The 20,990-nt window shown below is 58.9% G+C and carries 25 protein-coding genes; 3 read left to right on the top strand and 22 right to left on the bottom strand.

Annotation, left to right across the window (positions count from 1 at the left end; translation table 11 throughout):
- Window positions 1-43: 43 nt before the first annotated feature.
- The 3 genes from yidD to rpmH are packed head-to-tail and all read right to left on the bottom strand — an operon-like array spanning window position 44 to window position 839.
- On the bottom strand, window positions 44-295 hold the full coding sequence (gene yidD, locus JK208_RS01850) for a membrane protein insertion efficiency factor YidD (RefSeq protein ID WP_211574119.1): 252 nt from the start codon (window positions 293-295) through the stop codon (window positions 44-46).
- Window positions 292-693 carry a ribonuclease P protein component gene (gene rnpA, locus JK208_RS01845; protein ID WP_194266795.1) on the bottom strand — a complete coding sequence of 134 codons (402 nt, stop codon included), beginning with the start codon at window positions 691-693 and terminating at the stop codon, window positions 292-294. Before rnpA ends, yidD begins: the two co-directional genes overlap by 4 nt.
- Window positions 694-704: 11 nt before the next feature.
- On the bottom strand, window positions 705-839 hold the full coding sequence (rpmH, locus tag JK208_RS01840; protein ID WP_062033507.1) for a 50S ribosomal protein L34: 135 nt from the start codon (window positions 837-839) through the stop codon (window positions 705-707).
- Window positions 840-985: 146 nt separating this feature from the next.
- On the opposite strand from rpmH, the gene JK208_RS01835 reads away from it, so the two are divergent.
- Window positions 986-1,201 (top strand): hypothetical protein, encoded by a 216-nt coding sequence (locus tag JK208_RS01835; protein WP_228125349.1) that lies wholly within the window; start codon window positions 986-988, stop codon window positions 1,199-1,201.
- On the opposite strand, the gene gloA is transcribed toward JK208_RS01835, so the two are convergent.
- The 19 genes from gloA to rpoZ form a co-directional block, all read right to left on the bottom strand.
- Window positions 1,185-1,574, bottom strand: coding sequence for a lactoylglutathione lyase (gloA, locus tag JK208_RS01830; protein WP_194261562.1), 390 nt, complete (start codon window positions 1,572-1,574; stop codon window positions 1,185-1,187). The two genes, JK208_RS01835 and gloA, sit on opposite strands and share 17 nt — an antisense overlap.
- Entirely contained in the window at window positions 1,574-2,416 is an 843-nt protein-coding gene (locus tag JK208_RS01825) for a UDP-2,3-diacylglucosamine diphosphatase LpxI domain-containing protein (protein WP_211574118.1), read from the bottom strand. The genes gloA and JK208_RS01825 overlap by 1 nt, the downstream gene beginning before the upstream one ends.
- A gap of 2 nt (window positions 2,417-2,418) precedes the next feature.
- Window positions 2,419-3,276 (bottom strand): acyl-ACP--UDP-N-acetylglucosamine O-acyltransferase, encoded by an 858-nt coding sequence (gene lpxA / locus JK208_RS01820; protein ID WP_211574323.1) that lies wholly within the window; start codon window positions 3,274-3,276, stop codon window positions 2,419-2,421.
- A gap of 5 nt (window positions 3,277-3,281) precedes the next feature.
- Window positions 3,282-3,761 (bottom strand): 3-hydroxyacyl-ACP dehydratase FabZ, encoded by a 480-nt coding sequence (gene fabZ / locus JK208_RS01815; protein WP_211574322.1) that lies wholly within the window; start codon window positions 3,759-3,761, stop codon window positions 3,282-3,284.
- A 142-nt stretch (window positions 3,762-3,903) separates the two neighbouring features.
- Entirely contained in the window at window positions 3,904-4,953 is a 1,050-nt protein-coding gene (gene lpxD / locus JK208_RS01810; RefSeq protein WP_194261673.1) for a UDP-3-O-(3-hydroxymyristoyl)glucosamine N-acyltransferase, read from the bottom strand.
- A gap of 20 nt (window positions 4,954-4,973) precedes the next feature.
- On the bottom strand, window positions 4,974-5,894 hold the full coding sequence (locus JK208_RS01805) for an OmpH family outer membrane protein (RefSeq protein WP_211574117.1): 921 nt from the start codon (window positions 5,892-5,894) through the stop codon (window positions 4,974-4,976).
- Between the two features lie 53 nt (window positions 5,895-5,947).
- A complete protein-coding gene (gene bamA / locus JK208_RS01800) occupies window positions 5,948-8,368 on the bottom strand; it encodes an outer membrane protein assembly factor BamA (protein WP_194261565.1) in 2,421 nt (806 codons plus the stop codon).
- Window positions 8,369-8,548: 180 nt separating this feature from the next.
- A complete protein-coding gene (gene rseP, locus JK208_RS01795; protein WP_211574116.1) occupies window positions 8,549-9,649 on the bottom strand; it encodes an RIP metalloprotease RseP in 1,101 nt (366 codons plus the stop codon).
- Window positions 9,642-10,868 carry a 1-deoxy-D-xylulose-5-phosphate reductoisomerase gene (gene dxr / locus JK208_RS01790; protein WP_211574115.1) on the bottom strand — a complete coding sequence of 409 codons (1,227 nt, stop codon included), beginning with the start codon at window positions 10,866-10,868 and terminating at the stop codon, window positions 9,642-9,644. Before dxr ends, rseP begins: the two co-directional genes overlap by 8 nt.
- Window positions 10,861-11,691, bottom strand: a complete 831-nt coding sequence (locus tag JK208_RS01785; protein WP_211574114.1) for a phosphatidate cytidylyltransferase — start codon at window positions 11,689-11,691, stop codon at window positions 10,861-10,863. The genes dxr and JK208_RS01785 overlap by 8 nt, the downstream gene beginning before the upstream one ends.
- Window positions 11,688-12,362 carry a polyprenyl diphosphate synthase gene (uppS, locus tag JK208_RS01780; protein ID WP_211574321.1) on the bottom strand — a complete coding sequence of 225 codons (675 nt, stop codon included), beginning with the start codon at window positions 12,360-12,362 and terminating at the stop codon, window positions 11,688-11,690. Before uppS ends, JK208_RS01785 begins: the two co-directional genes overlap by 4 nt.
- Before the next feature lie 101 nt (window positions 12,363-12,463).
- Window positions 12,464-13,030: a ribosome recycling factor gene (gene frr, locus JK208_RS01775; RefSeq protein ID WP_062033538.1), complete on the bottom strand. Its 567-nt coding sequence runs from the start codon at window positions 13,028-13,030 to the stop codon at window positions 12,464-12,466.
- A 68-nt stretch (window positions 13,031-13,098) separates the two neighbouring features.
- Window positions 13,099-13,839 carry a UMP kinase gene (pyrH, locus tag JK208_RS01770; RefSeq protein ID WP_099285561.1) on the bottom strand — a complete coding sequence of 247 codons (741 nt, stop codon included), beginning with the start codon at window positions 13,837-13,839 and terminating at the stop codon, window positions 13,099-13,101.
- A 114-nt stretch (window positions 13,840-13,953) separates the two neighbouring features.
- Window positions 13,954-14,841: a GTPase Era gene (gene era / locus JK208_RS01765; RefSeq protein ID WP_211574113.1), complete on the bottom strand. Its 888-nt coding sequence runs from the start codon at window positions 14,839-14,841 to the stop codon at window positions 13,954-13,956.
- A 25-nt stretch (window positions 14,842-14,866) separates the two neighbouring features.
- On the bottom strand, window positions 14,867-15,601 hold the full coding sequence (gene rnc / locus JK208_RS01760) for a ribonuclease III (protein WP_211574112.1): 735 nt from the start codon (window positions 15,599-15,601) through the stop codon (window positions 14,867-14,869).
- Entirely contained in the window at window positions 15,598-16,392 is a 795-nt protein-coding gene (gene lepB, locus JK208_RS01755; protein ID WP_211574111.1) for a signal peptidase I, read from the bottom strand. Before lepB ends, rnc begins: the two co-directional genes overlap by 4 nt.
- A gap of 30 nt (window positions 16,393-16,422) precedes the next feature.
- Window positions 16,423-16,884: a holo-ACP synthase gene (gene acpS / locus JK208_RS01750; RefSeq protein WP_194261573.1), complete on the bottom strand. Its 462-nt coding sequence runs from the start codon at window positions 16,882-16,884 to the stop codon at window positions 16,423-16,425.
- 4 nt (window positions 16,885-16,888) lie between these two features.
- A complete protein-coding gene (locus tag JK208_RS01745; RefSeq protein ID WP_211574110.1) occupies window positions 16,889-19,183 on the bottom strand; it encodes a bifunctional (p)ppGpp synthetase/guanosine-3',5'-bis(diphosphate) 3'-pyrophosphohydrolase in 2,295 nt (764 codons plus the stop codon).
- 34 nt (window positions 19,184-19,217) lie between these two features.
- Complete coding sequence (gene rpoZ, locus JK208_RS01740; RefSeq protein ID WP_062033888.1) at window positions 19,218-19,613, bottom strand: DNA-directed RNA polymerase subunit omega; 396 nt, start codon at window positions 19,611-19,613, stop codon at window positions 19,218-19,220.
- 201 nt (window positions 19,614-19,814) lie between these two features.
- On the opposite strand from rpoZ, the gene JK208_RS01735 reads away from it, so the two are divergent.
- Window positions 19,815-20,423, top strand: coding sequence for an NYN domain-containing protein (locus JK208_RS01735; protein WP_194261575.1), 609 nt, complete (start codon window positions 19,815-19,817; stop codon window positions 20,421-20,423).
- Entirely contained in the window at window positions 20,420-20,983 is a 564-nt protein-coding gene (locus tag JK208_RS01730; protein ID WP_211574109.1) for a hypothetical protein, read from the top strand. Before JK208_RS01735 ends, JK208_RS01730 begins: the two co-directional genes overlap by 4 nt.
- Window positions 20,984-20,990: the final 7 nt, after the last annotated feature.

The raw sequence follows: 20,990 nt of genomic DNA, 5'->3' as shown, positions 1-20,990 counted from the left end.
AGTGGCCGAAAACCGCATCCAAAACAATAGGTGGCGGGTGTTTTTAATGCCGGTGTGGCTTTAGAGGCAGATCCGTGCCCCCTTCCGACCAGGGATGGCAGCGCCCGATCCGGCGCATGGCCAGCCAGCCACCACGAATGGGGCCATGCTCGCGGATCACCGTCAGCGCATAAGTACTGCATGTCGGATCGAACCGGCAGTTGGTGCCGATGAATGGACTAATGAAGAGCTTGTAGGCGTCAATGAGCGACAGGATCAGGGCCGTGACGGCTTTCCTGATGAGGGACGCAATCATTTCGTCCGATTCCGGGCGTGATTGGGATTTCCAGAAGGTTTTTCCCGGAAATTGACATCCAGACCTTTACGAAGGGCCTGTCGCAGATCGTCTTTGAGCAGGGAGAACTCGCGCCCACGGGTCTTGTCCCGCCCGATGAGGACGAAATCGCCGGAAGGCAAACCGTCTTCCCGTGCAACGAGGCGAAGAGCCTCGCGGAGACGACGGCGGGTGCGGTTACGGATGACAGAATTACCGACTTTTTTCGTGACCGTGAAACCAACGCGGGTTTCGGTCGCTGTGTCATCCGGCAGGATCTGAACAACCATGCCGGGAGTGGCGACCTTGCGCCCTTTCCCGGCTACACGCAGAAACTGCGGCCGTTTTTTAAGACGGCTCGGTGTATGGGTCGTACCGATCTGGGTCGAACTCAGGCGGAGAGCTTCTTGCGACCCTTGGTGCGACGGTTGGCCAGTACGCGGCGGCCGCCGACGGTTTCGCTACGCGTACGGAAACCGTGACGACGCTTGCGAACCAGCTTGGAGGGTTGATACGTGCGCTTCATGACGTTGATCCTTAAAAACCAGGCGGACGCCTCAACTGCTGGACATCCGCGTCGATCGGGCGCACGAAACGCCCGGTTATTGAGACCCGGGCTTGTAAGCACGCAGGCCCTTCATGTCAATGCCAGAGCTACAGGAACTTGAACCTATGACCGAGTCCAGTAACAATCCGTCTTCTGGCACAGCGCTTCAGGACGCCGCCACCTTTCGCCACGACCTGCGCAATGCTCTGGCCCCTGCCCTCCTCTGTGCCGATATTCTCAGCAGCCACAAGGACGGGACCGTCCAGCAGAACGCGCAAACCATCATCGAGGCGCTGGAAAAAGCCCTGAAACTGCTTAAAAACTCTACTTTTTCTCGATAAGCTCGATTTTGTAGCCGTCGGGGTCTTCAACAAAGGCGATGATGATCGTTCCGAATTTCAACGGACCGGCTTCCCGTGTCACCTTGCCGCCACCAGTACGGACTGTTTCAACAAGAGCCGCCACGTCCGGAACCCCAATTGCAAAATGTCCGAAGCCGGTCCCGACCTCGTAGTCGGACTCCTGATCCCAGTTATAGGTGAGTTCGATTTCGGCCTGGCCGTGTTCGTTATCATCGAATCCGATGAAAACAAGCGTGTAGCGCCCTTCCCGGACTTCCTTGCGACGAAGCTCCTTCATGCCAAGGAGCTTGTAGAATGCCAGACTCCGGTCGATATCCCGGATTCTCACCATCGTATGCAGAAACGTACTCATCACTTGTCCTTCAGATCTTCCGGTGTCAGCCCATACAGAAACAGCCCGTAACGATCCGCCAGTTTCACGCAGCCGTCAGGGTCCGTCATGAGCGTTACTCCCGGCTGGAACGCAACGCCCCGCAATCCGTTCCGGGCCGCGTTTTCCAGTGTCTCCGGCCCGATCGTCGGCATATCCGCCCGAAGATCCTGTCCGGTCTTGGGCATCTTCACCAGAACGCCACCACTTCCTGCCTGCATCAGGCGCCCGCAACGACCCAACATGGCATCGGTACCCTCCAAGGCCTCGACTGCCAAAACAAGTCCGTTCTGGACCACACATCCCTGACCGATATCAAGGACAGCCATCGCTTTGAGGACATCGACACCACGAGCAATGTCCTGTCTGGCCTGCGCGTCAGGCAAAACACGCCCCAATGTCCCTGAACGACCCGTAGCGTGTTCGAGAAATTCGTGCGCGCCCCGGACAAGAAAGCCCTCTTCGCCAAGGACACGGACGATTGCGCCGAGAAGCCCGTCATCGCCGGAAAAAATCGCCCGACCGAGACGTGCCAGAATGCGCGCGCCCTCAGCGTCGGGACGCAGATCCCGCCATGCAGGGCGACGAACCGGTCCGATCAGGACCAGTTCGCGACAGTTGTTTTTCTTCAGAGTTCCGAGAATATCGCCTGCAGCAGCAAGGCGAATAATCTCATGCGGGTAAGGATCAAGAAGCGCGCGATCGGCGAAATCACGGAAGCCAATGACGAAAACCTTGCGCCCCTTGGCAATGGCAGCAGCGGCGACCTGCGAAGGGAGCGGTCCCGAGCCAGCCAGAATGCCAATGCAGCCCCGATCGCCCACGCTCAGGCGCCTTCGGTTTCGGACTGTCCTTCCTGACGCGCAACCCGTGTCAGGCCACGACGACTTGGCGCTTCCATGAAGTCCAGCATCTCGGCAATGCGCGGGAGACGCCCGTATTCTGCCCTGACTTCAGCAATACGGCTTTCAAGAACAGCTTCCGTCGCACCATAACGAGGGTAAAGCGTGCGGAACGCACGGCGCATAGCCTGCATTTCCTCAGGACCAACGCCCGAACGTTTCAGGCCGATCCAGTTCAACCCGACCAGACGAGCGCGATTGCCCAGAACGCTTCCGTAAGGAATAACGTCCATTTCCACGCCGCAGACGCCACCGACGACAGCCCCGCGCCCGATGCGGACGAACTGGTGCAGTGCCGCCGATCCCATGACTTTGGCATCATCATCAATTTCGACATGACCACCCATGACGACATTATTGACGATGATGACACGGTCACCGATGACGCAGTCATGCGCCACATGGGAATTGGCCATGATCAGACAGTTCGCGCCGATGCGCGTAAGAGCATGACCCTGCGCCGTACCACGATGGATCGTCACATTTTCACGAATGACCGTATTGGCGCCCACTTCGCAGAGTGTGGGTTCGCCAGCATATTTCAGATCCTGCGGGGCAAGTCCGATCGTCACGAACGGATAGACTTCCACGTTTTCGCGTAGAGTCGTGTACCCATCCACGATGACAGATGCGTGCAGGCAAACCCCGTCACCAATGGTAACATTGGGGCCAACCAGACACCAGGGACCGATCCGCACGTTTTCGCCGATGCGCGCACGCGGATCAACGAGAGCAGTCGCATGGATTTCAGCGGTTTCGGGACGCTTCCCTGCCATCTGCATCAACGTCAACCCATGATCATCGCACTGAAGGTCGCTTCGGCCACAGCCACGCCCTCAACGCGGGCCACACCCTTGAACTTCCAGACATTCGCGCGAGAACGCTCCTTGTCCACATGAATGCGGAGCTGGTCTCCGGGGCCGACCGGACGGCGGAACTTCGCGTTTTCGATCGTCATGAAATAAACCAGCTTGCCTTCAAACGCTTCACCCAAAGTCATCACAACCAGCGTGGCTGCGGTCTGGGCCATGGCTTCCACGATCAGGACGCCGGGCATGACAGGATGGGAGGGGAAATGCCCCTGAAAGAACGGCTCGTTGACCGTCACGTTCTTGATGCCGATGGCGGACTGCCCGGCATGGATCTCGACCATCTTGTCGATCAGCAGGAACGGATACCGATGTGGGATCGACTGCATGATCTTGAGAATGTCGATGCTCTGCGGAAGCTGATGGCCTGCAGCGGCGGCGTCTGTCGCGGGAGTCATCTGTTCGGCTGGAGCGTCCACTCGGTCCATCGTTTCACCATGCCCTTCAAGCGGTGTTGTCTGTCAATTGCTACCCAGTGGCAGCGCGAATGGCTTCCCTTAGCAAACCTGAGGGGGAGTTACCATCCGCGCCACAGGGCGGCTAGTCACTGCTTTTGCGGGAGAGCTTCCGCAAGGTGGCGACATTCCGGAAAAACTCGCGGAACGGCATTGCAGGGCTACCGATAACGTCGGCACCCGCATCCACGTCCGACATAACGCCACACTGGGCGCCAATCCGGGCTTTGGAACCAATCTTGATATGTCCGATCAGACCGGCCTGCGCGGCGATGGTGACGAAATCACCCAGCTCCGTGGAACCGGAAATCCCCGCCTGCGACACCACGATGCAGCACCGTCCCAGACGGGCATTATGACCGATCTGCACGAGATTATCGATGCGGGTGCCTGCACCAATCAGCGTATCCCGCATGGACCCGCGATCAATCGTGGAATTGGCGCCGACTTCCACGCCGTCTTCGAGAACGACCAAACCGAGCTGTGGAACGGTTTCAAACCCTTCCGGCCCGACGGCGAACCCGAAACCATCCTGCCCAATACGGACGCCGGGATAGAGCGTAACGCGATCGCCGATACGCGCATGAGAAATGGCGGCATGAGCACCGATACGGCACCGCGAACCGATTTCAACGCTCTGACCAATGCTGACATGACTGGCCACGATGGTGTCACGACCAATACGGGCTCCGCTTCCGATAACGGCAAAGGGACCGATTTCAACATTGTCGCCAATCTCTGCATCATCTGCGATGCAGGCTGTCGGATGCCGGATTCCGGTAGATTGCGGATCGGGATGGAACAATGTGGCGACACGGGCCCAGGCGAGATAGGGCGCTTTGCAGACCAATCCAGCCGTATCCGGCGGCAGCTTGTCGGAAAACGCAGGCGACAGAATGACAGCGCCCGCTTTCGTTTCGGCCAGAAGCGGCAGGTACCGACGATTATCGAGAAAGCTGACCTCGTCAGGTCCAGCTACATGCAGGGGAGCCACGCCCCGAAACGCTGCTACATTTTTGCCTGAGGCTGACGCAACGATCTCGCTACCAGAGGCCTCAGCCAGTTGTTCCAGACCAAAAGGTCCGGAACGCTGGAAAAAACGGCTATCGCCGGGACGGGTCTCGTTTGCTGTCATTTCAGACACGGTCACTCGCTTCAGTGATGCTGACGAAGAACGGACTCGCTCGGTGCAGAGGCTGGAGCCTGCTGGGCTTGCGCGCCCTGAGCCTGTGGCCCTTGAGCCTGCCGCTGTTCGTCAGCGGTTGTCGGCATCTTGCCGGAACGAGCGAGCTGTTCCGGATCCACACCGTCGTCGGGGATAAAGACATGCGGCAGCGTCTTGTTAAGCTGCGCACCGACTTCTTCGGTAATATCCTGACCACCCACATGCAACACGACCTGCTCGGCATGCAGGATCAGGTTCATGTTATGCGCAGCGGCAACGGCAGCGATAATGCCGTTGGGCTCCTCCAGTTCACGCTCGATCTGGTGCATGGCGACCTGAGCTGCTTCCTGAATAATCCGGGCCTGACCGCCGAAATCATGCTGGTCCTTGGCGCGACGTTCCTGAAGGTGACGCTCCCGCAGCTGAATCTGGTCGGATGTCAGAGTCCGAGCCTGAGCCTGCAGTTTTTGCTGCTCACCACGCCACGCAGCCTCTTCACGCTGCACAGCCTGCGCCAGACGATCCCGACGCGCGCCCAGAACCTGCTGGATTTCCTGCCATGCACTGGAAATCTGCATGACGGCCTGAACATTGATCACACCGATAATGGCAGCCGGAGGCGGAGCGCCCTTGGCAATGCTCGGAGGAGCCGGGATTGGAGGCAGAGGCAGGACGGGAGGAGCCTGCTGCTGATCGGAAGGAGCGGCTTCTTCTTCCTCTTCAGGAGCGGCTTCGGGAACGCGACGCTGAACGGGGCGCGGCGGCGGAGCATCAGGATGAGCGGCTTTGGGAACGAACCAGCCACCATTGCCGCCAGCAGCCTGAGCGTGGGCGCCCGGAGTAGAGACAAAAAGGGACGCGGCCAGAAGCGCGCCGGCCGAAACCGTGCGCATCAGGGAATTGAGGGTCATGACCACCTCTTGGCAAGGGGTTGGAAAACAGGATGGCAAAAGGTTTAGGCAGATCAGAACTGCTGGCCAAAACCAAAACGCAGCGGATACAGACGGTCGCCATGTTCTTTGCGGATCGGCACGGCGCCATCAATGTTGACGAGGCCAAATGGGCTCTTCCACGACACACCAAGACCGCCAGAAACGCGCGGGATCAGATTGTCACCGGTGATCGGGGTATAGTTGTCCCCGTCATTCGTACGGTTCGTGTAAAGATGCTTGACGCGCACACCCGCGAGACTACCGGCATCAATGAAGCCACGACCGGAAATTCCGAGATCGTCCCCCATGGGCAGCGGGAAGTTAAGCTGTGCGGAGGCCGTATACATGAAACGACCACCCAGAAGATCTTCCTGTCCCTGAGCCGGAATATAAACGCCGTTGATTTTAAGATGGCCTGAACGCGGCCCAACACCACCCTGAAGGAAGCCTCGCAGGTTTTCACCACCAAGATAGAAGTTATCAATGATGTTGCGGTTTCCGCTGGAGCTCCAGTCTCCCATGTAACCGACGCCACCTTTGAACTGGAAGGTCCAGTCATGGTTTCCGGTCAGGTCATCAAGCGGCAGGTAATAGGCGCCGTCAGCCTTAACGCGGGCATATTTGGAGTTACCGCCCAGACCCGCAAAGTCACCACCAACCTTAAACATATAACCGGAGTGCGGCTTTGCCCGCTGGTCACGACGATCATAGGTTATGGACGTGCTGAGCTGCGACAGCAACGACCAGCCAGCAGATTGCTGGACATAGATCGAGGGGACCCACTGGATCAGGCTCGGATCAGAAGCAACCGCAGAAGCATCGTAGAAATTACCGACCTGACGATCAACGAGGGTATAGTTCCACGACTGCGACAGATAGCGGTTATAGGCATAACCCAGACGCAGGCTCATGCCGTACTGGGATTCCTTATAGCTTTGATACGTCTGGTAGTTGTTCTGGATGAAGTAGAAATCCGCGCCCGCCACGAGGTTCCGGTTCAGGAAGTACGGGTCCGTGATCGAGATGTCGGCCTGTTTTTCGTAATAGGCGACTGTTCCCGAAATACCGGCATCCACACCCGTTCCGAGCAGGTTATGCTGTTTGATCGAGGCGTTACCGAGAATGCCGACGTCCGTTGAATAACCACCACCCAGCGAGAATTCGCCAGTCGGCTTTTCGACCACGTTTGCGGATACGTTGACGCGGTCGGGCGCGGAGCCCTGCGTCTGATCAACGGAAACGGAGCTGAAATAACCCAGATCCTGAAGACCCAACTTGGAATATTTGCGATCGAACGGGGTGTACGGGTCCCCTTCCGCCATCGGGAGGTTCCGGCGGATTACGTCGTCATGCGTGATGGTGTTGCCATTGATATCAATGCGCTCGACATAGACATGCGGGCCCTCGGTCACATCGAACAGCAGATCGACAACACGCTTTTCCGGGTTCCGGGCGATTTCCGAACGGACCATGGCAAACGGATGACCCGTAGCCTGCAGCCATTCCTGCATATTCTTGGTGTTGTTCTGGATCGCCGTGCCGTCATAAATCTGGTGCTGGAACAGCTCGATATGCGGGCGGAGCATTTCCGGCGTCACATGGCGAACGCTGGAACGGACGTCCATCTTGCCCAGACGATACCGGTCACCTTCATGGACGGTGAAGGTGATGTAAAAAGATTTGTGATCGGGAGAAAGCTCACCCGTTGCATCGACCATGTGGAAATCCACAAAGCCGTTATGCAGATAGAAACGACGCAGCAGCTCGGCATCGTACTTGATGCGCTCGGGATTGTATTCATCCGAAGACGAGAAGAAGCGGTACCAGATCGATTCTTTGGACGAGATGACCTGTGCCAGACGCGCTTCGCTGAAGGCGTGATTGCCGACGAAGACAATCTTCTTGATCAACGTCTGCTGGGCTTCGTTGATGTTGAACACCACATCGACGCGATTATGAGACAGCCTGACGATCTGCGGCGTGACAGTCGCGCCAAAGCGGGCTTTGCCGGCATACTGGTTCAGGATCTTCTGACGGTCGGCCGCCGTGGTTTCCGCCGAAAACACCGCGCGAGGACGCAGGCTGATTTCCTTGCGGAGATCCTCGTCCTTCAGCGCATGATTGCCTTCGAACACGATGCGATTAACGATCGGGTTCTCAACGAGATCCACAAGAAGCGTATTGCCATCGCGGTGCAGCGTGACGTCCTTGAACAGACCGGTGGCGTAAAGCGTCTTCAGAGAACGGTCGAGGTCGTCCTGATTGAACGTGTCACCCGGCTGGGCGACCATGTAGGACAGCACCGTGCTCGTCTCGATCCGGGTATTTCCCTTGACCGAGATCGCCTGGATGATGTTTCCGCCGGGGGCTGATGCCGGGGCCTGATGACGAACGGAACGCGCCTGGGCTGTTCCGAGGACGACCGGCAGCAGACAGGCTGATGCAAGAAGCATCAGACGCGTGTTCGAAGACCGGGAACCTCTTGACCGTGATCCTGACAAACCGGCTTTCCTTGTAACATATTTTTTGCAGGCGACTGACACGTTACGCCACTGGCCGAGGTATCCGATAACCCCTGCCCCGCGCAAGATGCCCTGACGTGTTCAACTGTATCACAAGTCTTTTCAGAATATTTAGCTTACTGCGTGAAAGATCCAGTGAAACAGTCCGATGTTGGTCAGATCGTTGAATGTCGAAAAGAGGAAAAGAGCGCCGATCAGCGCCATTCCGACCTGCATGCTGATCTCCTGGACCCGGCGCGAGACGGGGCGACCGCGGACCAGTTCGCACGCATAAAAGACCAGACGCCCCCCATCGAGCACGGGAATTGGAAAGAGATTGATCAGGCCAAGATTGATCGAAAGCAGCGCCATAAAGGAGATGATGCTGGCCAGACCGTAGCTGGCGACCTGTCCTGAGAGCTGCGCGATGCGAATCGTACCTCCCAGTTCCTTGGCGCTCCGCTGGCCGCTGACGATCTGCCAGACGCCCTGCAAGGTCATGACCGATTTGTCCCAGGTTTCCTCAATGCCCATAATGAAAGCCGAGGGAAGCGAGACCGGACGTCCGCGGGAAATGGCAAAAGCAACCCCGAGGCTACCCATCTCATGACCCCCATTTTTCACGGTATCAAATGTGACAGGTAAACTGAGATTCTCAGCACCACGATGGATCCCGAGAACTGTCTGCTGACCTGGATGGGAGGAGACGGTGTTCATCACATCCTCGGCGCCGAGGATGTGGGTCTCTCCAATTTGGGTAATCACGTCGCCCGGCTTGATCCCGGCACGGTCCGCAGGACTTCCCACGACAACCTGTGAGATATCGCCATGAAGCTCCGGCTTGCCCACGACTGCGAACAGCACCGTGAACGCCAGAATGGCGAAGAGAAAATTGAAGACCGGCCCCATAAGAATGACGATCGCCCGCGATCCCACGGGTTTGTCATGGAATGTTCGCCCCGGAATCCAAGCGGCTTTCTGTTCTTCGGTCGCATCTTCCGGACCTTCAAAGCCGTGCGGTTTGACGAAACCGCCCAGAGGAATGGCGCTGATCCGCCACTCGGTCCCGGACTTGTCATGCCAGCGATAGAGTGCGGGGCCGAAGCCGATCGAAAACGTATCGACCTTCACGCCGCGCCAGCGCGCTGCAAGATAATGCCCAAGTTCGTGAATGAAGACGAGAATGCCCAGAATCAGGACATAGGCCAGAATGGTCCGCAGAAGATCATGCATTCAGAGCGGCCTCGCTGAGGTGGTTTCGCAGATGCCCGCTGGTCCGCAGGATATGAACCTCGGCAAGCTCCCGGCCACGCGCATCCCAGTGCAGGACATCATCCAGACTTTTAAGCTCGGGATTTTCAGTCATGGCCTGAAGGGCAGCATCGATCGTCTCGCCAATACCAAGGAACCCGATACGGCGGTTCAGAAACGCCTCGACGGCGATTTCGTTGGCAGCGGAGAATACCGCTGGGGCCGCACCACCTGCCCGCAGAACCTGTCGGGCAAGACGAAGCGGGGCAAACCGCACTTCATCCGGCGCTTCAAACTCCAGACGGCCATAGGCGGCCAGATCCAGACGTCCGCAAGGCGTCTCCATTCGCTTGGGCCAGGCGAGCGTGTGGGCAATGGGAATACGCATATCGGCAGAGCCCATCTGCGAGACGAGGCTGCCGTCCCGGAACTGCACGAGACCATGCACGACAGACTGCGGATGAACCAGAACGTCGATCCGGTCTTCGGTCAGGCCAAACAGACGTGCGGCTTCGATGACTTCCAGACCTTTGTTGGCCATGGACGCCGAATCGATCGTGATTTTGGCGCCCATCGACCATGTCGGATGCTTCAGAGCTTTTTCCGGCGTGGCTGCACGCATGTCTTCAAGCGTCGATTGACGGAACGGACCACCGGACGCCGTCAGGATAATCTTTTCAACGGTTTCCATATCGCAGCCGCCCAGAGACTGGGCGATGGCGTTATGTTCCGAATCGACGGGCAGAAGGGTGGCTCCGGCTTCAGACACGGCACGCAGCATGACATCGCCCGCGCAAACGAGCGCTTCCTTGTTGGCCAGAGCCACAGCATGTCCGTTGCGAACGGAAGCCAGTGTGGGCTCCAGACCCGCAGCACCCGTAATCGCAGCCATGGTCCAGTCGGCTTCCATGGCCCCGGCTTCGATCACAGCCTGACGACCGGCGGCCGTCCGGATGCCAGTGCCTGCAAGCAGCGATTTCAGTTCGTCGTGACGGCTTTCGTCATGCAGAACAGCCACTTCGGCATTCAAAAGACGGGCCTGTTCTGCCAGAAGCGACGCATTGCAGCCTCCAACCAGCGCCCGCACTTCGATCTCATCCGGAATTCGGGCGAGGAGATCGACCGTGGAGGTTCCGATACTGCCGGTGCTGCCCAGCACTGTGATGCGACGGCGTGTGGACCGTGCAGAACCGTCAGTCATGCGAAGAACTCCCGTAAGAAGTAGGTAAATGTGCAGGAAGGATGGACCAGAAAGGCTGCGTTGCCACCGCAAGAGATAACAGGGCCGCCGCAGGAGCCGCTGCGAGAAGACCGTCGAAGCGATCCAGAAGGCCGCCATGTCCGGGGATGAGGCGTCCTGAATCTTTCACGCCCAACCGACGTTTGGCCGCGCTTTCCAGAAGATCCCCGCTTTGGGAAAAAATTCCCAAGACCGCACCGCAGATCAGACCACCGATCTGCGTCCCCGGCACGGCTAGCCAAGCGACAAGACCGCCCGCCAGAGACGCTCCAAGAAGCCCTCCGATCGCGCCGGAGCGGGTTTTGCCCGGAGAAATGGACGGAGCGAGCTTCGGGCCACCAAAAACACGACCTGTCAGATACGCGAAGCTGTCGCTGGCAATCACGACGGACAGAACGAAAAGAACGGACGCCATCCCAAAAGGTAGATGACGCAGCCACAGAAGCGACAGGCCCCCAACAATGGAAATTACGACGGGAACGCTGGCAGGAAAGCCAAAAATCAGCGTGGGCCAGATCATCCAGAAGGCGGTGCTCCACTCCCCTTTCAGAGCGGCAAGGCCAGCAATCACGGGCCAGGCGAGCAGCAAACCGCCACGCCACGTTTTCAGAGGTTGGCGAATAAGCGTCTCGCCCTCCCAGACCAGACCGAACATCGCCAGCAGGATCAGGGCATCATAGACCAGACCACCGCGCCAGATGCAGAAAGCCGCAACCGGCACGAGGACCGCGGCCGAGAGAAGACGCAATCTCAGATCGGACCAGCGTGCTGAAGCACTGCTCATGCGGGGCGTCCACCAAATCTGCGCTGACGACCGGCAAAACGTGACAGGGCATCCAGAAATTCTGACTCACCAAAATCGGGCCAGAGCACGTCCATGAAAATCAGCTCGGCATACGCACTCTGCCAGAGCAGGAAATTGGACAGCCGACATTCGCCACTGGTCCGGATTACCAGATCGGGATCAGGCATATCAGCCGTCTGCAGCGCGTCGTGAAGCGTGTTTTCAGTGATGCTGTCAGGTGTAATCCGGCCTGCAACCACATCTTCGGCGAGACGACGCGCGGCCTGTACGATTTCCGCACGGCCACCATAGGACAGCGCGAGCGTGAGGGTCAGCGTCGTGTTGTGAAGTGTGAGGGTTTCAGCGCGGCGAAGCTCTTCACGCAGAGGGTCTTCGAACCGCTCCGGTTCGCCGATGATCCGCAGTCGGACACCCTGCGCATGAAGTTCGTTGATCTTGTGACGCAGATAAAAGCGCAGCAGAGACGTCAGATCCCCGACTTCTTTCGTCGAACGCCGCCAGTTCTCGGAAGAAAATGCATAGAGCGTGAGGTAACGCACACCCTGTTGGATAGCCGCACGGACGCATTTCTGCACGGATTCCGCACCCTGACGGTGTCCTGCGATTACCGGGAGTCTACGCGCACGTGCCCAGCGGCCATTTCCATCCATGATCACAGCGACATGAACGGGAACAGCATTCGCTCCTCCCCCGGCGGGAGAGGAGACCGTGCCTTCAGAGCGGGGAAAAGATCCTAAGGGCAAATGCGCAATCAGACCTGTTTGATCTCGCGTTCTTTGTCCGCGAAAATATCGTCCACTTTCTTGATGTACTGGTCCGTCAGCTTCTGGATAGCGTCAGTCCAGGTTTTCATATCGTCCTGACTGATCTCGCTCTTCTTTTCCAGCGCCTTGGTCTGCTCCATACCGTCGCGACGTACGCCACGGACGGAAATCTTGCCATTTTCGGTATAGCGGGCAGCGGCACGGGCGAGTTCGTTACGGCGCTCTTCGGTCAGGGCCGGAATGGGAACGCGGACCGTCTGGCCGTCCGTGGACGGGTTGAGGCCGAGGCCACTGTCGCGGATGGCGCGTTCGACGGCGCCCACGACCGTGCGGTCCCAGACGGAAACCGTCAGCATCCGGGCCTCAGGAACGGCGATGGAGCCGACCTGTGACAGCGGCACCTCGGACCCGTAGGCTTCGACGCGGACCGGCTCCAGAAGGTTCGGACTGGCGCGGCCCGAACGCAGGCCGGAAAGGTCCCGGCGCAGACTTTCGATCGCACCGTCCATACGGCGGGTCAGATCGGCGATGAGGTCATTCAGGTCAGCAGGCATGAGCTGTTCCTTTCAGTTCGACGTTGGTCTCAGGACAAAGCCTGAAGATTTCGTTGAAAATGCGAAGATCAGTCCGCTTCGATAATCTTGGTAAAACGCCCTTCCCCACGCATGACCGCGCTGAAAGAGCCAGGAGCATGCATGTTGAAAACCACGATGGGCAATCTGTTTTCGCGGGCCAGACTGATGGCCGCAGCGTCCATGACGTTCAGATCGCGGGCGAGGACTTCGAGATAGGTCAGGCGGTCGTAACGCTGGGCGTCCGGATTACGGCGCGGATCAGCGGAATAAACACCATCCACCTGCGTTCCCTTGAAGAGCGCGTCACATTCCATCTCGTTTGCACGCAGAGCGGCCGCCGTATCCGTTGTGAAGAACGGATTGCCCGTACCGGCTGCGAAAATGACAACCCGGCCCTTCTCCATGTGGCGCACGGCGCGACGACGGATATAGGGCTCGGCAATCGAGGCCATCTGGATCGCGGTCATGACGCGCGTTTCCATGCCGCGGCGTTCCAGCGCGTTTTGTAGCATCAGCGCATTGATGACGGTTGCCAGCATGCCTGCGTAATCACCCTGAGCACGATCCATACCCTTGGCGGCCGCGGCCAGACCGCGGAAAATGTTGCCACCTCCGACCACGAGGCAAACTTCTACGCCCGAAGCCCGCACTTCAGCGATATCGGCGGCAACCATGTCCACCATCGCGGGATCGACTCCCGACGGCCCATCGCCCATCAGCGCCTCGCCGGACACCTTGAGCAGGACACGTTTGTAGGAGGAGCTCTGTTCTGGGTTCTCGATCGTCATGCCCGTCTCCGGCTGGATGTGGTGTCTTGATTTGCGCCCGTCATACAGACGCAACGGGATTGGAACAAGCGATGTCAGGATGCCGGATTTCAAACGCTCCGGCACCTGTGTTTTTCAGTCGTCCAGACCAATGGCGCGAAGCCGGGCCTTTTCCTCGTCCCATCCTGCACGCTCCTTGACGTTCAGGAAAAGATGGCACTTGCGATCGAGAAGTTCCTGAAGCTCCATGCGCGCCCGCGCCCCTAGGGATTTGATCTTGTGACCGCCCTCGCCAATCAAAATGGCCTTGTGTCCAGGACGGGACACATAGATCGTCACTTCGATCCGCACCGAGCCGTCGGGACGTTCCTTGAAGCTCTCGGTCTCGACTGTGGCCTGATAGGGAATTTCCTCATGCGTCTGCATGAAGATCTGCTCACGAACCAGTTCGGCAGCCAGAAGGCGATCCGGCAGGTCGGTCAGGTCATCTTCAGGATACAGGAACGGACCTTCCGGCAGTTCGGTCGCCAGACGGGCCATGAGATCGTTCACGCCCTCGCCCGAACGCGCGCTTAGCATAAAGACATGCTCCACGCTGATCAGACCGCCGATTTCCTGCGTGAGGGGGAGCAGTTCGCCGCGCTCCACGAGGTCCGTCTTGTTGAGAACGAGCCAGATACGGCCCTTGCTCTCCGCGAGTTTCGCAATGATTTCGCGGACGTCCTCGCGCAGACCCGACTTCGCATCCACCAGAAGCAGCGTCAGATCCGCGTCCTGCGACCCGGACCAGGCAGCGTTGACCATGGCCCGGTCGAGACGGCGGCGTGGCTTGAAGATACCCGGCAGATCCACGAGGATGATCTGGGCATTGTCCTGCATGACGATGCCCAGCGTCCTGAAACGGGTCGTCTGCGCCTTGGGGCTGACGATGGACAGCTTGGCTCCGGCAATCCGGTTGAGCAGGGTGGATTTCCCCGCGTTCGGAGCCCCGACGAGAGCCACGAAACCGCAGCGCGTGGTCATGTTCTGATCCTTTGTTGATGACATCTCAGGACGCCACATTCTGACCGAGACGTTTCAGCAGGGCGGTTGCCGCTGCCGTTTCTGCCAGCCTCTTGCTGCCGGCCTCTCCCGTTCCCGTCTGCCCAAGCGTCGTCACACTGACGCGGAAAACGGGCGCATGGGAGGGTCCATCCGAAGACAGGAGTTCATAATTCGGAAGCGGCAGACCCTGTGACAGCATATATTCCTGTAGCAGGGTCTTGGGCTCTTTGTGCGGCCGATCGGCAGTATCGAGCCGGTGCTGCCAGTACTGGCGGACAACGCGACGCGCCGGTTCCAGACCGCCATCCAGATAGAGCGCTCCCAACAGAGCCTCCATCGCATCAGCCCGGATGCTGGACAGACGCCGGATCCCGGCATCTTCCTCATGTGGGGAAATCTGGAGGGAGCCGGAAAGCCCGACCTGATCGGCGATTTCAGCCAGAACCGTGCGGGACACCAGATGGGCATGGCGCGGCCCGAGTGCGCCTTCCTGCTCATCCGGATAGCGTTCCAGCAACCATTCCGCCATCAACAGACCCAGAACGCGGTCTCCGATGAACTCAAGACGCTCGTTCGAACCCGTGCCTTTGGGGCGCTGGCTACGACGCGCGCGACGCGGATCACGGCCGGACACGGCAGACCGGTGGGTCAGCGCTTCGCTCAGCAGTTCAGGCTTTGCAAAATCATGCCCGAGCGCTGACTGCATCGACGCTAGGGCGTCTGTTGAGGAGAGCTTCATGTGACGAGATGCAGGAAGCGGTTCCAGCGGATTTCGGTCGGCCAGTACCAGAACTGCCATGCGGGATGACGCATATCCATCGAGAACAGAACGATCGGCGCACGACCAACAAGATTCTGCATGGGCACGAACCCGAGATCGTCCGGGCCATCACCCTGAAAACGGCTGTCCGCACTGTCGTCGCGATCATCGCCCATGGCGAAAAACGATCCCTCCGGCACCACATATTCCGGCGTATCGTTTGCGAAACCGTCATCCGTCAGCTTGAGAATATCATGATCGACCGGCGGACGTCCGCCGCTTCCGGGGAGGCTTTCGCGATAGAGCTTACCACTGAGGAGGCGGTTGTTCTCGTCGAGTACCTCGTAATGACCAAGCGCCGTCCGGGGAACTTCGATTCCGTTGAGAATCAGATGCCCTCCCGTGACCTGGATATGGTCGCCGGGCAGACCGATGATGCGCTTGATGTAATCCACGGACGTATCACGCGTGAAACGGAAGACCGCAACATCGCCACGATGGGGCTCGGAGCCAAAAATCCGGCCACTGAAGACGTTTGGCGAAAACGGAAAGGAAAAGCGGGAATATCCGTAGCTGAACTTCGAGACCAGAACGAAATCGCCGATCTGCAGTGTCGGAATCATCGAACCGGAAGGGATATTGAAAGGCTCCACCACAAGGGAGCGCACGGCAAACACCGCCAGCAACAGCACGCAGAAATAACGGATGCTTTCGCCAAGCGTCTCTTCGCGGCGTCCGGGCTTGTCACCCGTACTTTCTGAACCCTGCACGGGTCTGTTCTCCTTGATCATCAGACGCTCTTAACGCAGCTTGGCGGCGTTGGCGAGCGCTTCAATCGGCCCGGACTGTCCAGACAGCCCCGACGGAACAGATTGTATGATGACCTGCGCGAGTGCGAACGGAGGATCATCCGTCAGGCTGACCAGAAGCTGGGCGCTCTGTCCCGCAGGCGTCAACTGATGCAGGACTTCCTTTGCTCTTCCGGAGAGCTGCAATTCAGGAGCACCACTCGGGCCGTTACAGACCCCGATATCCTGAAGCTGGACCCCATGGGCAAAGCCGGTTCCCAGTGCTTTGACGCAGGCTTCCTTGGCGGCCCAACGCTTGGCGTAGCTGCCCATGCGCGCGACTCCCGAAAGCCGGTCGGCATAACTGCGTTCGGCTTCTGTGAAAACGCGGATGAGAAAGCGGTCGCCAAAGCGGTCGACGCTTTTCTCAATGCGCGAGATCATGCACAGATCCGTCCCCATTCCGAGGATCATGAAATCACCCCTTGGCGCGCTCGACCTGCATGACGCCCACAGCCGTTCTGAAGGCCGCGATCATGGACGAGAGGTGACGCAGATCCTTTACTTCCAGATCCACCAGAATTTCCATGAAATCGAGCTGGCGGTTTACGATCTTGAGGTTAAGGACACTACCATTGTGCTTTGCGGCCACGTTCGTCAGGGTCGCGAGAACCTCGGGCTCGTTGGCAGCCACCACCGACAGTCGGGCCGTATAGGGCTCGGCGCCCTGACGGCGGCCAAGGGCTTCGTAATCCCAGTCCACTTCCAAAAAACGTTCGGGCGTGTCCGCGAAACTGGACAGGTTCTGACAGCCGCGCCGATGAATGGTGACGCCCTTGCCCTGCGCGATAATGCCGACGATCGGGTCTCCCGGCAGGGGACGGCAGCAGCCGGCAAAACTGATAGCGATCCCCGAACCGATTCCCTTGATCGTACTCCCCGAATGCGCCGTCGTTTTCGGGGCACCATGCCCCGATCCCAGCATGAGGGACTGCCCGAAACGGGGCGACAGACCCGGCACCATCCGGGGCGCACGGACGCTCTGGCGCAGCTCGGGATAAGCGGTGTTGACGACATCCTTGGGGCCAAGCTGGCCGTTGCCGACCGAGACGTACAGATCTTCAACCGAAGCCTGACGAAGTTCCTTGAGGATACCGTCGAGTACCTTTTCGGAACCGTCCACGCCTTCCTGACGGAAAGCCTTGGCGATGGCGGCACGACCGTTGTCGATATGGCCCTGCCGCTGCTGCTGCGTCACAAAACGCCGGATACGGGCGCGGGCCTTGCCCGTTGCGACGAAACGCTCCCAGGACGGCGACGGCGTCCCGCCACGGGCGGTCATGATTTCGACCTGATCGCCATTCTGCAATTCATGCCGCAGCGGCATCAGGCGTCCGTTTACCTTGGCGCCAACACAGGTATCACCGACCTGACTGTGCACGGCATAGGCGAAGTCGACGGGAGTGGCACCGCGCGGCAGGGAAATCAGCTGCCCCTTGGGGGTGAAGCAGAAAACCTGATCCTGATAGAGTTCCAGCTTGGTGTTTTCGAGGAACTCGTCAGGAGCCTGACTGTCCTCAAGGATTTCCAGAAGATCCTGCACCCAGCGCAGCTTGCGGGTCGGCGCGCCAAAGGCTGACGACAGGGCCGCGGCTTCGCACTCGCTGGGGGTTGCGTGTTCCTTGTAAGCCCAGTGAGACGCCACACCGTTTTCAGCCAGATCGTGCATTTCGGCAGTGCGGATCTGGACTTCGATTTTCTGGTTGCGCGGATGGCGCAGGGTCACGCCGGTATGAAGGCTCTGGTAGCCGTTGGCCTTGGGAGTGGAAATGTAGTCCTTGAAGCGACCGGCGATCATCGGATAGGCGCCGTGGATTGCTCCGAGCGCCATGTAACAGGCGTCACGCGTGGGAACGAGCAGGCGGAAGGCCATAATGTCCGAAAGCTGTTCGAACGCCACGTTCCGGCGCTGCATCTTTTCCCAGATCGAATAGGGCGATTTTTCGCGCCCCGTGACTTCGACCCTGTCGATCCCGGTTTCCGTACACAGGGCCATCAGTTCCTGACGGACCTGTTCAATGACGTCAGCCCCCTGCCCCCGTAGAAAGTTCAGACGCGCACGGATTGTCGCGTCGGCTTCGGGTTCGAGCTGAGCGAAAGAAAGGTTTTGAAGCTCCGTCTTAACGCGGTCCATACCGATGCGCTCGGCGAGCGGCGCGTAGATGTCCATCGTCTCGCGGGCGATACGCTGCCTGCGGTCCGTGCGCTGCACATAATGAAGTGTGCGCATGTTGTGCAGGCGATCGGCCAGCTTGACGATCAGAACGCGGATATCCCGCGACATGGCCAGAACGAGCTTACGGAAATTTTCGGCCTGCTTGGTGCGGTCGGACTGGAGTTCGAGCCGCGTCAGTTTCGTCACCCCGTCAACGAGCGCGGCAACATCCTCGCCAAAGCGGGCTTTCAGGGAGTCACAGGAAACACCGGTATCTTCGACAGTATCGTGAAGTAGCCCCACCATAATGGAGGTCGCATCCATGCGGAAACCCGCAAGGATATTGGCGACAGCAATAGGGTGGGTGATGTAGGCGTCGCCATTATCGCGACGCTGCTCGTTATGGGCGTTGGCCGCCACATCATAAGCAGCCTCGATCTGCGCGAGATCGGCCGACGGATCGTAGCTTTCGATTCGTCGCAGCAGTCCGGCGATGGACGGCTTGAAGTCCCCGCTTGCGACAGGCGGGGACGTAGTTGGAGGAGATGCATCGGGCATGAAGCATTCCTCTCTCAGTAAAGCCGGTCAGAGATCAGCGGCGACCCCGACCACCCAGTTCGGCTTCAATGGCAGCAGCTTCGTCAGCGGACATGTTCTCGGCCATGTGAGCATGCTCTTCTTCGGCAGAGACATCCTGCAGGCCAAAAATATTCTGGTCCGTCGGGATAAGATCCAGCACTTCTTCGTCCACGGGCTCCGGCTCAGGCGCGCGGGCCAGCGAACGGATGATCCCTTCGCGCAGAACGGGCAGGCTCACCTTGTCTTCAGCGATCTCACGCAGGGCAACGACCGTGTTCTTGTCGTTTTCACGATCGAGACGGATTTCCTCACCGCGTGAAAGGCCGCGGGCACGCTGGGCGGCCAGCAGGACCAGTTCGAAACGGTTAGAAACCTTCTCGATGCAATCTTCGACGGTTACGCGCGCCATGCGACAGGCCCCCTTCGGGTAAGACAAAAGAATAAAATAAGAGAGAACGCTGGCAATAACATGCAGTTCATGCGAATGCAATCGGCGCCTGCCCCACCTCCGGAATTGAACGCGAGTGCCTCCATGCCTGGTCGCAGCTGGATGGCAGCCTCTGCCTCTCTCGCGTGGGGCGACATATTTTATATATCAGGATTACTCTACATGCTTTTGCGCCAGAACGAACGCACCGCACTTTTCATTGACGGCGCCAGCCTCCATCACGCCGCCCGCAATCTGGGATTTGAAGTCGATTTCCGCAGCCTTCGCAAACTGTTTGAAAATGCCTGCCTTTTCCAGCGGGCCTTCTATTACGCCGCCATGCCCGAAACAGACGACTACTCTCCGCTGCGGCCGCTGACCGACTGGCTCTCCTATAACGGGTATCATCTCGTGCTAAAAACTGCGCGGGAGTTTACGGATCCTTCAGGAAGACGGCGTATCAAGGGAAACATGGATGTCGAACTGACAGTGGATCTTCTGGAACAGTCGGGCCGCCTTGATCACGCCGTGATCATCAGCGGTGATTCCGATCTGCGTCGCGCCGTTGAGGCTGCGCAGGCGCGCGGGGTCCGGGTTACGGTCATTTCCTCGATGCGTTCGACCCCGCCCATGATCGGAGACGATCTGCGGCGCCAGGCGGATATGTTTGTGGAACTGGCTGACATTGCGCCGTCGTTCACACGGCGTCAGGCCGAACCACGCAATCCTCCCCGACAGGGGCCGGTTCGTCATCCTGCTGATATCAACAGTGACGAGACCAACGACTCATGACCCCTCGGGCTTCTACCGGAACGATCCCCGCCCCGCCTCCGCTCCCTGCCTTTACAGAAGGCACGCGGTCAGGAACAGGGCCGCTCTCAGCCGAAATGCTGATTGTCTGCCTCGATCCGGAAGACGCCACGGCGACACTGGCGTCCTTTCTGGACGCCAACAACATCGTTTTCGACACAGCCCTTGCCGGACCAGAGGCCATTCTGGGACGGATCACCAGAGTCATGCAGCCCCTGTCGCCACAGCCGCTGGCACTTCCGTCCGAACTCGAAGCCTGCAGCACCGCTCTCTGTACCGAACTTCAGAGTATGCCTAGGCTGAAACTGGTCCTCACACTTGGAATCAGCGCGCATATTGTGGTTTTGGGGGCATGCGGCATTCCGTTGTCTCGCCTTGATTTCCGCCCCGGCGAAATCACCCATCTTCCCGATGGCCTGCTTCTGGCCGATGGATGCCATTTCCCCAATACGCCATTCCCAGCCGAAATGATGACTCAGCGTCGTTCGGCCCTGACGGAGCTTTCTCCCAAAATCCGTGCAGCGTTGCGTCCAACTGTCTGAGAAACCG

It is taken from the genome of Gluconobacter sp. Dm-74 (assembly GCF_018256135.1).
Lineage (GTDB): Bacteria > Pseudomonadota > Alphaproteobacteria > Acetobacterales > Acetobacteraceae > Gluconobacter > Gluconobacter cadivus.
The sequence above is the reverse complement of the archived record's forward strand: the minus strand, read 5'-3'. Positions and strand labels throughout refer to the sequence as shown.

Bases quoted from the DNA above. Each gene is read 5' to 3' on its own strand.
- lpxD (WP_194261673.1), bottom strand. From the start codon at position 4,953: ATGACAGCAAACGAGACCCGTCCCGGCGATAGCCGTTTTTTCCAGCGT.
- rseP (WP_211574116.1), bottom strand. From the start codon at position 9,649: ATGCATGATCTTCTGCGGACCATTCTGGCCTATGTCCTGATTCTGGGC.
- JK208_RS01805 (WP_211574117.1), bottom strand. From the start codon at position 5,894: ATGACCCTCAATTCCCTGATGCGCACGGTTTCGGCCGGCGCGCTTCTG.
- rpoZ (WP_062033888.1), bottom strand. From the start codon at position 19,613: ATGGCGCGCGTAACCGTCGAAGATTGCATCGAGAAGGTTTCTAACCGT.
- JK208_RS01730 (WP_211574109.1), top strand. From the start codon at position 20,420: ATGACCCCTCGGGCTTCTACCGGAACGATCCCCGCCCCGCCTCCGCTC.
- frr (WP_062033538.1), bottom strand. From the start codon at position 13,030: ATGCCTGCTGACCTGAATGACCTCATCGCCGATCTGACCCGCCGTATG.
- era (WP_211574113.1), bottom strand. From the start codon at position 14,841: ATGACCACGCGCTGCGGTTTCGTGGCTCTCGTCGGGGCTCCGAACGCG.
- rpmH (WP_062033507.1), bottom strand. From the start codon at position 839: ATGAAGCGCACGTATCAACCCTCCAAGCTGGTTCGCAAGCGTCGTCAC.
- acpS (WP_194261573.1), bottom strand. From the start codon at position 16,884: ATGATCCTCGGAATGGGGACGGATCTGTGCATGATCTCGCGCATTGAG.
- JK208_RS01785 (WP_211574114.1), bottom strand. From the start codon at position 11,691: ATGAGCAGTGCTTCAGCACGCTGGTCCGATCTGAGATTGCGTCTTCTC.
- yidD (WP_211574119.1), bottom strand. From the start codon at position 295: ATGATTGCGTCCCTCATCAGGAAAGCCGTCACGGCCCTGATCCTGTCG.
- gloA (WP_194261562.1), bottom strand. From the start codon at position 1,574: ATGAGTACGTTTCTGCATACGATGGTGAGAATCCGGGATATCGACCGG.
- fabZ (WP_211574322.1), bottom strand. From the start codon at position 3,761: ATGACTCCCGCGACAGACGCCGCCGCTGCAGGCCATCAGCTTCCGCAG.
- uppS (WP_211574321.1), bottom strand. From the start codon at position 12,362: ATGGATGGAAATGGCCGCTGGGCACGTGCGCGTAGACTCCCGGTAATC.
- JK208_RS01745 (WP_211574110.1), bottom strand. From the start codon at position 19,183: ATGCCCGATGCATCTCCTCCAACTACGTCCCCGCCTGTCGCAAGCGGG.
- JK208_RS01835 (WP_228125349.1), top strand. From the start codon at position 986: ATGACCGAGTCCAGTAACAATCCGTCTTCTGGCACAGCGCTTCAGGAC.
- pyrH (WP_099285561.1), bottom strand. From the start codon at position 13,839: ATGACGATCGAGAACCCAGAACAGAGCTCCTCCTACAAACGTGTCCTG.
- dxr (WP_211574115.1), bottom strand. From the start codon at position 10,868: ATGACTGACGGTTCTGCACGGTCCACACGCCGTCGCATCACAGTGCTG.
- bamA (WP_194261565.1), bottom strand. From the start codon at position 8,368: ATGCTTCTTGCATCAGCCTGTCTGCTGCCGGTCGTCCTCGGAACAGCC.
- lpxA (WP_211574323.1), bottom strand. From the start codon at position 3,276: ATGCAGATGGCAGGGAAGCGTCCCGAAACCGCTGAAATCCATGCGACT.
- JK208_RS01735 (WP_194261575.1), top strand. From the start codon at position 19,815: ATGCTTTTGCGCCAGAACGAACGCACCGCACTTTTCATTGACGGCGCC.
- rnc (WP_211574112.1), bottom strand. From the start codon at position 15,601: ATGAAGCTCTCCTCAACAGACGCCCTAGCGTCGATGCAGTCAGCGCTC.